The 13,244-nt window shown below is 38.9% G+C and carries 10 protein-coding genes; 6 read left to right on the top strand and 4 right to left on the bottom strand.

Annotated elements, in window-relative coordinates; translation table 11 throughout:
• Positions 1–142 precede the first annotated feature (142 nt).
• Both ACZIX2_RS13205 and ACZIX2_RS13200 read right to left on the bottom strand, forming a co-directional pair.
• Complete coding sequence (locus ACZIX2_RS13205) at positions 143–1,306, bottom strand: FecR domain-containing protein (RefSeq protein WP_463340569.1); 1,164 nt, start codon at positions 1,304–1,306, stop codon at positions 143–145.
• A 121-nt stretch (positions 1,307–1,427) separates the two neighbouring features.
• Positions 1,428–2,030, bottom strand: coding sequence for a sigma-70 family RNA polymerase sigma factor (locus ACZIX2_RS13200; protein WP_463340568.1), 603 nt, complete (start codon positions 2,028–2,030; stop codon positions 1,428–1,430).
• A gap of 729 nt (positions 2,031–2,759) precedes the next feature.
• Here ACZIX2_RS13200 and dcuC point away from each other — a divergent pair.
• From dcuC to ACZIX2_RS13170, 6 genes are read left to right on the top strand one after another with little or no spacing between them, the layout of a single operon-like run.
• Positions 2,760–4,124, top strand: coding sequence for a C4-dicarboxylate transporter DcuC (dcuC, locus tag ACZIX2_RS13195; protein ID WP_463340567.1), 1,365 nt, complete (start codon positions 2,760–2,762; stop codon positions 4,122–4,124).
• A 2-nt stretch (positions 4,125–4,126) separates the two neighbouring features.
• On the top strand, positions 4,127–5,278 hold the full coding sequence (gene iadA / locus ACZIX2_RS13190; RefSeq protein WP_463340566.1) for a beta-aspartyl-peptidase: 1,152 nt from the start codon (positions 4,127–4,129) through the stop codon (positions 5,276–5,278).
• A 14-nt stretch (positions 5,279–5,292) separates the two neighbouring features.
• Entirely contained in the window at positions 5,293–6,624 is a 1,332-nt protein-coding gene (locus ACZIX2_RS13185) for a porin (RefSeq protein WP_463340565.1), read from the top strand.
• Between the two features lie 2 nt (positions 6,625–6,626).
• Entirely contained in the window at positions 6,627–8,147 is a 1,521-nt protein-coding gene (locus ACZIX2_RS13180) for a M14 family zinc carboxypeptidase (protein WP_463340564.1), read from the top strand.
• 6 nt (positions 8,148–8,153) lie between these two features.
• Positions 8,154–9,437 (top strand): hypothetical protein, encoded by a 1,284-nt coding sequence (locus ACZIX2_RS13175; RefSeq protein ID WP_463340563.1) that lies wholly within the window; start codon positions 8,154–8,156, stop codon positions 9,435–9,437.
• Positions 9,438–9,447: 10 nt separating this feature from the next.
• Entirely contained in the window at positions 9,448–10,908 is a 1,461-nt protein-coding gene (locus ACZIX2_RS13170; protein WP_463340562.1) for a lamin tail domain-containing protein, read from the top strand.
• Positions 10,909–10,983: 75 nt separating this feature from the next.
• On the opposite strand, the gene ACZIX2_RS13165 is transcribed toward ACZIX2_RS13170, so the two are convergent.
• Together ACZIX2_RS13165 and ACZIX2_RS13160 are read right to left on the bottom strand one after the other, a co-directional pair.
• Positions 10,984–11,955 carry an alpha/beta hydrolase gene (locus tag ACZIX2_RS13165; protein ID WP_463340561.1) on the bottom strand — a complete coding sequence of 324 codons (972 nt, stop codon included), beginning with the start codon at positions 11,953–11,955 and terminating at the stop codon, positions 10,984–10,986.
• Between the two features lie 457 nt (positions 11,956–12,412).
• Complete coding sequence (locus ACZIX2_RS13160; protein WP_463340560.1) at positions 12,413–12,745, bottom strand: GIY-YIG nuclease family protein; 333 nt, start codon at positions 12,743–12,745, stop codon at positions 12,413–12,415.
• Positions 12,746–13,244: the final 499 nt, after the last annotated feature.

The following is a 13,244-nucleotide window of genomic DNA, read 5'->3' as shown; positions in this document are numbered from 1 at the left end:
TGTAGAGAATTTGGTTAATAATAAAATTTCCTTGCTTGGTTATTTATTTGTTATTCCAATTTTTTTCTTCTTTGTAAGAATAGGCCAGCAATGCTTCCAACATTTGCTGGTTTTTTTTTTGGAATCACAAATCAATTCGATTTTAAGGCAACACCCTTACTATTTTTCCTTCCATTTTAAAATGAATGTTATTGGTTTCTAATACTTTTAACACTTGATCCAGATTTAAATCCCGGCTTATTTCACCATCAAAGTTGCGTTGCGGCACTCCTTTTTCAAAGACTACATCTACATCATACCATCGGCTGAGTTGTTGCATCACCTTTTCGAGGCTGGCGTTGTTAAAATAAAACTGTCCGTTTTTCCAAGCGAGCACTTCTTCTAGATGCTCTAGTTTTTTCACCTGGAATTCACCCGTTGCTTTTAGTGCTGCTTGTTGTCCGGGTTGCAATAGCACTTTGCGGTTGTTTTGACTTACTTGTACGCTTCCTTCTATTAGGGTGGTTTGGGTGATTTTGTCTTCTTTATAACTGTTAATATTGAAATGCGTTCCCAATACACGTACTTCCATTCCTCTAGTATCCACGATAAAAGGATGTTTTGGGTCTTTGGCTACTTCAAAATACGCCTCCCCGCTGAGGGTTACTTTTCTTTCTTTGCCTACAAAAGCGGTTGGAAACGTGATCGATGAGGCGGCATTGAGCCATACTTTGGTTCCATCGGCTAGTACCAACTGGTATTGTCTGCCTCTAGGTGTTTGCATGCTGTTCCTTGCGGCTTTGCTTGTTTGGTTTGCCGAATACACCAAGGTCCCTTCTTTTTTGACAACTGAAGTATGGTTTTGTTCGGCCAAAATACCATTTGCTACACTATCCAACACTATTTGTGAGCCATCTGCCAAGGTAAGTATAGCGCCAGCTGTAGCCGGTGCAATCTGATTTTTCTCATGTAATGTTACAGTAGGTACGCTAGGAGTTTGAATGTATTTGAAGACCCCCAAGCCCAAGCACACCACAATACTAGCCGCCACAGCTATTTTTTGCCAATTCCAAAAAGTAAGCTTGGCGTCTTCGGTTTCGGACTTGTTGTTCATTCTTTCCCTTATCGCCTCTACAAAGGCTTCTGTCGCGGGAGTATCAGCAAAGGTATTTGGCGTAGCCTCATAGTTTTGGCGCAGTACGGCATCTAACACCTTACTGTATTGTGGGTCGTCTAGCATCTGCAGCAACTGAGCTTTTTCCTCTGTGGACAGCACACCCAATTGATAGCGATGCATTAATTTTTTAAATGTCTTTTTCTGATACATAATTTATTGATTAGGTCGTATGCCTCCCTTTCTATATTAAAGACGAGATACCGTTAGAAAAGTGGCAATGAAAAAATGAAAAAAAATGAAAAAAAATTTCAAATCGCTGATAATAAAACCCTTAACTGCAGAAAAAAAATACAGATACCACAAAAAATATCCAAAAACACCAGCCATATTGTTGATTCACATGCACTCTCAAAAAGTTAAGTGCTTCTAACAGATGCCATCTAATGGTGCGTTTGGCCAATCCTAATTCTTTACTGATATAATCGGTATCTTTTCCTTCCATTCTGCTGAGGAGGAAAATAGTTTTTCTGGGATCGGTCAACAGATTAGCCCCTTTAAGGATGATGGTATTCAATTCTTGGTATTCGAATTGATCGTCGGGCTTGAAAAACATTTCTTGTAACTTTTCTTCTTTTAAGGAAGCGGTTTCTACCAGTTTTTTACGGATATGGGAAATGATTAGGTTTCTGCTAACGATAAAAAGATAATTGTCGAACTGTTGAACTTGGGCTAGTTTTTCTCTTTTTTCCCAGATTTGAATGAATACATCTTGCGCCAATTCTTCTGCAATGGGATAGGATTTCACAAAACTTAGGGCATGTAGGACCACTTTTTGCCAATATTTCCCCACCAATTGACTATAGACCCATTCATTGCCCGCTGCAATTTCAGCTAAGGTCAATGCTTCATCAGGCGCTATTTTGGATGTATTCATATTTATATTTTGAAATAAATAGAGTGTTAAAGAAATACAAACATAAAAAAATAAGTATTGATTTTATTTTTTTATTTAAAAAAATAAATTTCATCAAAAAAAGGGATTATATCACAATTCAACAACTATAAATTAAAATAACACAACAATTCAACTGTATTAATTAAAAAAATTAAGAATTATACAAAGTGTAAACTCTATTAGTTTTGTTAATTTTATATGAATTATTTAATAAATTTTACATTTTGTTAACAAAACAAAAACCCACCCACCACTTGGGTTAACCTTTGCCATGATCCTAAGGATAACACGAAGAAACCTAAAATAATTTATCCTCTTTGCTTCGACATGATGAATGGGGCTGCAAACTTGAAGTATTGCCTTTAATGGCATTTTTAACTCAGTAAAAAACAGGTAGACCAACTCAAGTTCTCTCTAGGGCAGGGATCCAAATCAGGGTCTTTTTCCACTAAAATTGGCATGGTATTAACAGTTGACGTTAATTAAAACACAAAACAGAAAATACTGACTTATGTCATTTCTCCCGACTTATGGGCCCCATAAATTTGTAACAGATAAGGCCTTGCAGTGTACCCTTTTATCTTTTTTTATAAAATTTAATAGTAGTATACCCTTGTAAATCAACAAATTCCATTATATTTATACTATTCTAAACCTCTTAGCATCAACTAAATAACAATTGATCATCACTTAATTCATTCTACTATTATGCTAGTACTAGGTTCCTTACTCTCGATTGTTTTCATTGCCGTAGTGGCAAGATTGTTAATCAAAAACTATTATGCCCATGCCGTCTTACTTATTGGCGGACTGCTCATGCTTGGTGTCGCCGCGGTCTTAGGTTTTGAAATGCCAAAACTAGACAAACCCACAGGCTCGGCCTTTTTTGACATTTTTGAATACATCAGTGTCGCCTTCAGTCAGACCAATGCTAATGTGGGTTTGATGATTATGGCTATTGGTGGATTTGTAGCCTTTATCGATAAAATTGGCGCTTCGGATGCTTTGGTGTACCTGGCCATGAAGCCCTTATCTTTACTCAAAAAATACCCCTACATTATTGCCTCATTGGTAATTCCAATTGGGCAATTTCTGTTTATATGCATTCCCTCGGCCGCGGGTTTAGCACTTTTATTGATGGCTTCCATCTTTCCCATTATGGTCAATTTGGGAGTAAGTCGCCTTTCGGCAGCTTCAGTAATTACGGCTTGTACGGCTTTTGGAGTGGGGCCTGCCTCGGTCATTACGGCTCGCTCGGTTAAAATTATTGAAACGAATTCGGTTGCCCATTTTTTTGGCTCCCAAATTCCCTTAATGATCCCGTTGACCATAAGCTTAATGATTACCTATTATTTTGTCAACAGGTATTATGACAAAAAAATGACCGCAGAAGTTACAGCGGTTGAAAGCAAAGAAATCGAATTAAAAGTACCGGTATTCTATGCAATTATTCCGGTTTTACCCCTTATTATATTATTGGTGTTTTCTGATTTGTTCCAATTTTTCAAAACACCAATCCACGTAAACACCACTATGGTTATGATCTTTTGCGTGTTCGTAGGACTCGTTTTTGAAGCGGTTCGAACCCGAGATATCAAAGTGGTTTTTAATTCCTTGAAACTGTTCTTTAATGGTATGGGCGATATATTTAAATCGGTAGTAACCCTTATCATCGCTGCCGAAATATTCTCCAAAGGATTAATCAGTTTGATGTTCATTGATGGATTAATCAGTAGTTCACAAAGTCTTGGTTTAGGTGCAGATGGGATTAGTATCGTCATGGCGCTGATGATTTTCTTAGCTTCTATTTTGATGGGAAGTGGTAATGCGGCCTTTTTTGCCTTTGGTCCTTTGGTACCAAAACTTACCGGAGAATTGGCTGTTTCTACCACACACATGATTTTACCCATGGAATTTGCGGCTTCGATGGGGAGAACGGTTTCTCCTATTTCGGGTGTGCTGTTATCCACCTCAGAAATCGCCAAAGTGTCCCCTTTTGATATTGCCAAACGCAATGCCATTCCGTTTGTTGTGGCCCTATTAGTAATGCTTGTTCAACACTTTATACTATAGCTATGTTAAAACTTATTCAAAACGCCACCGTTTATGCCCCAGAATTTTTAGGCAAAAAAGACATTCTTATCGCCGGAGAAAAAATAGTTGCCATAGAGGATACTATTGAAGTTTCGACGCTATTCTCGGAAGTGATAGATTTTAATGGCAAAATCGTGACTCCAGGTTTAATTGACCAACATGTGCACATTACAGGCGCTGGAGGCAAACATGGCTTTGGGTCTATGACGCCCGAAATCATGTTGAGCGAGTTTATTGCTTGTGGTACCACAACTGTAGTAGGATTACTAGGTACTGATGGCAGCGCAAGAAGCATCAAAACCTTATATGCCAAAGCCAAATCTTTAGAATCCGAAGGTATTTCGGCCTATATCTTGACCAGTTATTTTGGTTTGGATGCGGTGACCTTTACCCAATCTATTCAAGACGATATGATTTTCATTGACAAAGTAGTAGGGTGCAAAGTAGCCATCAGTGATGAACGATCTTCGTACCCTGAAGCCATTGATTTACTTCGCGAATTAAAACAAGTACGAGTGGGCGGCCTAATTGCAGGAAAAAAAGGGATTCTTCATATTCATCTTGGCGCGCTGAGTTCTAGAATGGATGTTTTGTTGGAGTTGGTTCAAAAATACGAATTCCCAATCGAGCATATTTCTCCTACACACGTGGGTCGTACCCTTCCCTTATTTGAACAGGCCATTGAGTTTGCCAAATTGGGCGGTATGATCGACATTACTTCAGGCGGAACAAAATACACCGACCCCTACAAATCGGTGCTCTATGCTCTAGAAAAAGGGGTATCAATAGACAAGATGACCTTCAGTAGCGATGGTAATGCTGGTATCGGAATTGTCAACGAACAAGGCGTAACTATCGGATTCAAAAAAGCCCCGATCCATTTGAATTTAAAACAAGTGGTATTGTTGGTACAAGAAGGTAAACTATCCATTGAACAAGCCTTCAAATTAATCACTACCAATCCTGCCAAAAATTTAGCCTTAAAACATAAAGGAAGTATAAAAGTAGGCTTCGACGCCGATTTTTGTGCTTTCACTACCGATTTACAACTGACAGATGTAATCGCAAGAGGTAAACAAATGATGAAAGATGGAGACATCCTTGTTTATGGAAATTTTGAAACAAAAAATTAATTAACATCCACACTATGAATGTAACAAAACTAAATCATTACCTCATCGTATTGTTGTGTTTTGTCTTTGGAGCCACTACTTATGCTCAAGATGATGACAAAGATAACTATGATAATGATGAGGAAATTAACCTAGACTCAACCTCTAGTATCGTCCGTTTAAAAAGGAATTACAACATTGGAGATGGGATCAATTTTATTTCTGAAAATGGTTCCTCGATGAACATTACCCAAAGCGTTCAATCTTTATATCTAATGAATACCTCCAACGATTTTGAAACGATGAATTCGCAGTTCAGAATCCGAAGAGCGCGTATGAAAGTAAGCGGTAACCTTTTTGATAAAAAATTGTATTACAGAATTCGCTTGAATTTTGCTTCAGATTATCAAAGCACTACTTCGGGATCTCGTTCCTTCAACAACCTGATGCAAGATGCTTACATCGAATATCGCCCTGCCAAAGGACACCGCATCAATTTTGGGCTAAGAGCTGATTATTTAGATTCCAGAGAAACCCGAATTGAAGGTGAAGTATTAGGGTTCATTGAACGAAGTGAACTCTCAAGCGCTTTTGACGCGATATTTGATTACGGAATTCGTTATCAAGGTCAATTTAGAGTGGCAGGACAATTATTCAAACCCTATGTTTCCATTACTACAGGAGAAGGACAATCCGGATTATCCAAAAATTATGGTGGGTTTAAATATGGCGCCCGTTTGGATTATCTTCCCTTTGGTGCTTTCTCAAAACTAGGCGAATTTTATATGGAAGATTTGGCCAGAGAGAAAAAACCCAAACTAGTAATTGGTGCCGTGTACAGCTATAACGACGGACAAACTTCGGCCAAAGGCACCAATGGAGGACGCTATTTGTATGGTGATGCCAATCAAAATATCGTATTGCCCGATTATCAAAAATTTGGCGTTGATTATATGTTCAAATACCGAGGTTTTTATTCTCTAGGCAGTTATTTTATGACCCACGCCAGTGTCCCTAACAATATTGCAGGAGAATTCTCCTTGTCTGGAAAATTCACCCCCTTTACAGGCACCCTTGAAGAATCCAAGAATAAAGTACTTTCTCGATTGAACTTAGGGTCCGGTTTCAATGTTCAAGCGGGCTATTTATTGCCTTCTAACTGGTCGTTTGGCTTGCGTTATACCCAATTATTCCAAGATGAAGTATCCAATTCCTTCGATACGTACGACAAAAACTACTCCCTTGTGGCTACCAAATATCTTGCAGGTCACGATTTGAAAATCCAAACAGAAATTGGCAAATCCAATATCAAAGGAGGCGATAAGGATTATTTATACGGTCAAATTATGTTAACCATACAATTATAATTATGAAAAAAATATTCATCACAGTAGTTGGTTTTCTTTTTGCCATGCACCTCAACGCTCAAGAAAACGACATTTATACCAAATTTTTTCCAGACCCTGAAAAACAACTTCCGGTACCCATTACCAACGGCAGTGATTATTATACTAGCTATACTAATGTGCTGAAGTTTTTAGACAATTTAGCGGTAAAGTATCCTAATGTGATGAGCGTTTCCAACATTGGCAAGTCGCAAAGAGGAAACAACACCCCAGTGGTTACTCTCAACCGAAAAAGCACTATCAGTGATACCCAAAAAGTACGGGTTACGTTTTTAGGCAGTATGCATGGGGACGAACCCATCAGCACAGACGCCATGTTGAATACCATTTATGAAATCCTTGAAAACCCAAGCTATAGTGCCTATTTAGACAAAGCAATTGTACAAATTATTCCTATTGTAAACGTAGACGGGCATAAAGATGAAACTCGATTTTCAAATGACGAAACCGATTTGAATCGCAATTTAGGTATCTTGAATGTACCTGAAACCGTAAATGTTAAAAATGCCATCAATACCTTTGATCCCCATGTGGTGATTGATTTTCACGAGTACAACCCGCAACGAAAAGATTTCTTGGATCTAGACGATTGTTTGACTTCTTCGTATGATGCCATGTTTTTGTACTCGGGTAATCTCAATGTAGATGAAAACATTCGTAAAATGATTGAAAATGATTTTGTGGTGCCTACCAAAGCCGTGTTGAAAAAAAACAACAGAGTGGTTAGAAACTATAGTTCTTCCCAACGTATGGACAATCAAGTTATTCTAAACATTGGCGGAATTACTTCTCGTTCTAGCGCTACGAATTATGCGTTGCAGAACAGAATCTCTATTTTGATGGAAATTCGCGGGGTAACCGAGAAAGAAAAAGCGGTAAAACGAAGAATCGAAACTTCCACGCTGGCTGCTTTATCCTATTTGGAAATCGCTAACCGTCTTTCGGAAACCCTTAAAGCCACCGTTGAAAAAGCCCATCAAAAAGCACTAGAAGGTAAAACCGACATTGTCATTGCCTCAAAACCTACCATGATTGAGTCTAATTTTCAATTCATAAATACCTGTACCAATGAGTACTCTATTTATAAATTCTTAGCCAAAGACAACAACAATCAACTTGTGGAAGCGACTAGAAAAAGACCCGAAGGCTATGTCATTATCACTAAAAGCAAGCCCTTGTTCAACGTTTTAAGAACTTCTGGAATTGAATTTTCGGTTACTGAAAAAGCGTATGATATGGAGGTCGAAACCTATGTACAAAAAGAGAATGGCAAATTTGAAATACAAAAAGAAACCCTCTCCGTTCCCGCCCGTTCCATTTTGATCAAAGCCCATCAAAAAATGGGCAATACCGTGGTGGATTTGTTAGAACCAGAAGGCAACAATTCGTTATACCAAAACAAGATTTTAAAAACGCTACCCAATTCGGATAGGTTACGACTATTACGCGTGAATTTGAGTCAAATCGTACAACTACAAAATTAATTTATCATGCAAAACATACTTACTTATACCATCGCTGCATTATTACTCCTCAGTACTTATAGTAATGCACAAGAAATAAAGGAAGTCAAAAAAACCGATTCTACCTTTATTTATAAAAATGGAGAAGGCACCTTTATCAATGTAGGCAAGAAAAACAAAACGGTGATTAACGTCTCTGGAACTATTCAATCCGGCGCTGCCTTCATTAAAACCGATAATGGTACCGATACCGAAAACAACAGTAGAATGTCGATCAACATGGCGCGCATCTATTTGAACGGATCCTTTTTGAATGACAAGGCTCGTATTGGATTGGTCACTGATTTTACCGGAACCAAAGGATTATTAGAAGCTTGGGTAGGCCTCAATTTATACAAAAAAAATGCCTATTTGTACTTTGGTGAAAAACGCACCAATACCAACAACCGTTTGGCCATAGAAGACGAACGCTTTGCTCAAAACATTGCACAAACCATAGCCGGACAATCCAATGATGGTATTGCCTATGGCGGGATGATGCAAAACTTTGTAGGGGCCACTCGCGAGGGGGGATTGTTTATTGAAACCAATTTCACCATAGGGACTATGCGCATTTATCCTTCGGTATCGATTACCTCAGGTGATGGACCTATTTCCTTTGGGGAACAATCCAATTCTGGACTCAAATACGGAGGACGATTAGACATTATGCCTTTGGGTGATTTTATCAAAAACAATGCGTTTATCAGTCACGATTTGTACTATGAACCTTCTCTTAAAATTGCTTTTGGAGTAGCGGGAAGTTATAACGTACAAGCTAGTGAAGCTAGAGGTAGTGGGAATAATAGCATCACCGGAATATTTGACAAAGACGGTAAAGCCGCTTATGCGGATTACCGAAAAGTGGTTACTGATTTCATCGTGAAATATAAAGGATTCTCTTTTATTGGAGAATATACCAATGCCTCGGTTAATGGTAAAAACTTATACAGCAACAGTTCGGCTTCCACCCTTTTGAATGCGGAGACTTCGGCTTCTAAATACAACATGGGATATGGGGTGAACCTACAATCGTCTTATGTAACTCGAAGCGGATGGGCTTTTGACACTCGAGTTTCCTTCATCGAACCCGAAGTAGATTCGGCCACCTCCTTGATTCAAAAAGAAAATTGGTACACCGTAGGCATCAACAAATACCTTAAAAACAATGCCTTAAAAATTGGCTTGAACACTACTTACATTGATCGCAAAGTGGAACCTGTTTCTACCTCCAACTGGAACACCAATTTGGGCGTACAATTAACCTTCTAAACTTATTATCATGAAAAAATATATTTATACCAGCATATTGAGTGTCTTCTTCTTCATGGGATGTTCTTCGGAATTTACCGAGGAGCCCATTATTGATCCTGAAGTACCAACGGATAGCTTTGAGGAATTGTTAATTTCTGAAATTGCCACCTTTATCAATACTGATAATTCTAAAAGAAATCATTACGTAGAGCTTTATAACGGAACCGATAAAGTGATAGACCTATCGAACTACGCGATTGGTTATCAAGCCACTTCAGACGAGTCCACCTTAGCGGAATGGTCTTTTACTGACCCGAACAATTACCTACAACTAAGTGGTAGTTTGGCTACTCAAAAAGCCTATGTGATTGCTTCCGTTCAAGCCGATCCTGCTATTATCAAAAGTAATGTTACTTGGGGAACTAGCAGTACCGCAAGTGCCGATGCTAGCAAACCCCTACAATTGAGTGGGAATAGCGCTATCGCTTTATTGAAAAAAGATGCTGCGGGCACCCACACTCTAAATGGAGAAAAATATAAAATCATCGATGTCTTTGGCAGTCCAAAAGTAGCACGCGTAACGGCTGCGACTTCATCTTCTAGAAATAATTTCATGTGGACCATCGCTGGAGAAAGTGCTGAAACCCGAAACAATACCTTTACTAGAAAAAGTACCATTAGAAAACCCAATACGGATTGGGCAGTTTCAAAAGGGAGCTCCGCCTCGAATTCTGAATGGAATATTTCGCCAGCAAGAGCTTGGGATTATACCAATGTTGGTTTCTTTACTGGAAGTAGTACCACCCCTACGAATCCTTACCAAGAAATATTGATTTCTGAAATTGCCACCTTTATCAATACCGATCCCAATGCTGGAGGTAAAAGAAATCATTACATTGAGTTGTATAACGGCACCGATAATGCTATCGATTTATCGAACTATGCTATCGGGTATCAAGCCACAACTGATGAGGCTACTTTAGCAGAATGGTCTTTTACTGATGCAACTAATTATTTGCTATTAACAGGATCTTTAGCGAGTGTAAAAACACATGTTATTGCTTCCGTACAAGCTGATGCTGCGTTTGTTAAAGGGGATGTGACTTGGGGTACCACAAGTACTGCTAATGCCGATGCCAGCAAACCACTACAATTAAGTGGGAATAGTGCTATTGCCTTATTGAAAAAAGATGCCGCAGGCCCCCATACTTTAAACGGAGTAAAATATAAAATTATTGATGTGTTCGGCAGCCCAAAAGTAGCAAGAGTAACTGCTACCGCTAGTAGCTCTTCGAGAAATAATTTTATGTGGGACATTGCAGGTGAAAAAGCTGAAACTCGCAACAATACTATCTTCAGAAAGAAAACCATCACCCAACCCAATACGGATTGGGCAAAATCTAAAGGAACCTCAGCGACAGATTCAGAGTGGATTCTTTCGGCTGCTAGAACTTGGGATTATTCCAATATAGGAAAGTACACGAATTAAGCCTAGGATCGAATACTTCAAAATTAGCTAACGGACAAATCAAGATTTGTCCGTTATTTTTTTTACCCAAAGCCTTTACTGTCCTTGCTTTTGATCGAGCATAGCCGTGTTTTGGGACAACCAATGAAACAAGACTTGGTAGGCTTTTTCCCTAACCGGTTGCGAAGACAAAAACAAATCGTGCAATCCTCCTGCTATGGCTATACAGCTACGATGAGGCGCTTCACACTTCAAAGCTCCCGCTTGGATATCCTGTACATTTAAAACGGCATCGCCTTCTAGAAAAAGAGGACTCCAACTTTTGTCAAAAACCGATTTTTCCGAATGTAATATTAATACAGGCACCCCTATGGACACCCCCTTTTTTATGCGTTGGTGTCCCTGATACACCCCTCGTACCCAACCTGCCCAAATCGCAGGCAATTTATGGGGCTTCCAATCCAGATTGTACTCCCACTCCCCATACTTTTCGCGATGTAAACTATAGCCATAAAATGTGGACAACGAAAGTTGTAATGGCCAATCGGGAAAGTGTTTGCCACAAAATGCCAATATTGGTACACCCCAACGTTTTACCCATTTAGGCAGGTTCCAATCATAAAATGGACTGTTGCAAAATAAGGCTTCAAACTGCTCTTTTCCCTTTCGATCAGCAGCATATAACGTTAGCAACAACCCACCGGTTGAATGCCCTGACAACAAAATTTGTTTTTGCCCTTCTGTTTGTATTTGAGTTAATGCTGCATCCACATCGGCATAAAACTCGGATAGATTGCGCATGTTGTTGTGCTTTTGATGCGGTAATTTGGAACGCCCGTGTTTACGCAAATCCAGTGCATAAAAAGTTACCCCCTGCGCTAAATACGCATGAGCCATTTCGGTTTGAAAAAAATAATCATTGAAACCATGCACGTACAACACGGCCTTCCCTGTAGTTATTCTCCCCTGTTTCCGAACTAAAGTAGCCTTAACTTTGCCTTCATAATCGTCGGGTTGCTCTAGGGACAAATATTCAAAACCGTTTCCTAAATGATCTGATTGGTACATAGCCTAAATTTAAACTCATTGGGTGACATTAGTTTTTTAAAATGAAATTTCGTCCGTTCGAGTGATTGTCCTCCAAAAAACGGCATGGAGTCCTTGAGAGGCCGTTCGCTTAAAAAACCGTTCGCTTTCCTTTACTGTTTCGTTTCACTACACAAAAAACACTATCCATGCGTTTTTGTTTAAGTTGTATTTCGCCCTTGGATTCCGCTATCATTGACGTTTTTAGTTTAGGAATTAAAACATGCTCTCCAACAGAAAACACACCCCCGGCCCCTCTGGAGAGGGGAGTATCGCTGCTTAAAAGAAAATGTTTACTTAGCACCCTGTTAGTAATCCCTTTTTAGTGTAAAACAATCCCTTTGCTTGATGGTTTTATTTAAGAAGGATTTTATCCCTGGACAAGCTAAGGAAGAACATTCAATTTGACATTAGTTCTTTTTCTTCATAACATTATTTTTTACTCTATCCCATTATCATTATGGGGGTTATATTTACAATGCGTTGCATTTCTGCACTCTGAAAGCACTTGCAACCTATCAAAATCTCCATCAATTAAAGCTTGTTTTTTTACTTTACTCCATTTTTTAATTTTTTTCTCAAATACAATTGCCTGATTAGGATCCATAAATTCCTGAACAAAAACTAATGTTACAGGTCTTCTAGAATGTGTATATGCCTCAGGATATTTACCCGCATTATGTTCATTCAACCTTCTTTCAACATCTGAGGTGATACCCACATAAAAAGAATTATCATTACAACACAAAATATAAACATAGTAGAATTTCATAAATCATTCCCTTTACTTTAACCTTTACGCTGCTAAAATTTTCAACCTCTAATCCTTGTACATAAAAATCTCGATCTACATTGTCAGGTCGAGCGCAGTCGAGACCCTTTTCCAATGCACTATTGTTTAAAAAACAATCTCGATTCGTTTTGTCAGGTCGAGCGCAGTCGAGACCCATTTCAATTGAACTCTTGTTTAATATACAATCTCGATCCCTCGGCCAACTCGGGACAGGCTCTGCTCGATTTGACAAGCTGCATAATTATAGGATTTATCATTACCCTTTTGTTAAACTAATCCACTCTCGATCCCTCGGCCAACTCAAGACAGGCTCTGCTCGATTTACTTTGTCAGATCGAGCGCAGTCGAGACCCATTTCAATTGAACTCTTGTTTAATAAAACAATCTCGACTGCGCTCGATTTGACAAACTGCATAATTATTGTATTTATTACTTTCACCAACTCAAGACAGGCTCTGCTCGATTTGACAAACTGCAC

The organism is Flavobacterium riviphilum (genome assembly GCF_055231795.1).
The sequence above is the reverse complement of the archived record's forward strand: the minus strand, read 5'-3'. Positions and strand labels throughout refer to the sequence as shown.

Excerpts from the sequence above, each read along its gene's own strand:
- dcuC (WP_463340567.1), top strand. The coding sequence starts at position 2,760 with ATGCTAGTACTAGGTTCCTTACTCTCGATTGTTTTCATTGCCGTAGTG.
- ACZIX2_RS13170 (WP_463340562.1), top strand. The coding sequence starts at position 9,448 with ATGAAAAAATATATTTATACCAGCATATTGAGTGTCTTCTTCTTCATG.
- ACZIX2_RS13165 (WP_463340561.1), bottom strand. The coding sequence starts at position 11,955 with ATGTACCAATCAGATCATTTAGGAAACGGTTTTGAATATTTGTCCCTA.
- ACZIX2_RS13175 (WP_463340563.1), top strand. The coding sequence starts at position 8,154 with ATGCAAAACATACTTACTTATACCATCGCTGCATTATTACTCCTCAGT.
- iadA (WP_463340566.1), top strand. The coding sequence starts at position 4,127 with ATGTTAAAACTTATTCAAAACGCCACCGTTTATGCCCCAGAATTTTTA.
- ACZIX2_RS13205 (WP_463340569.1), bottom strand. The coding sequence starts at position 1,306 with ATGTATCAGAAAAAGACATTTAAAAAATTAATGCATCGCTATCAATTG.
- ACZIX2_RS13200 (WP_463340568.1), bottom strand. The coding sequence starts at position 2,030 with ATGAATACATCCAAAATAGCGCCTGATGAAGCATTGACCTTAGCTGAA.
- ACZIX2_RS13180 (WP_463340564.1), top strand. The coding sequence starts at position 6,627 with ATGAAAAAAATATTCATCACAGTAGTTGGTTTTCTTTTTGCCATGCAC.
- ACZIX2_RS13185 (WP_463340565.1), top strand. The coding sequence starts at position 5,293 with ATGAATGTAACAAAACTAAATCATTACCTCATCGTATTGTTGTGTTTT.
- ACZIX2_RS13160 (WP_463340560.1), bottom strand. The coding sequence starts at position 12,745 with ATGAAATTCTACTATGTTTATATTTTGTGTTGTAATGATAATTCTTTT.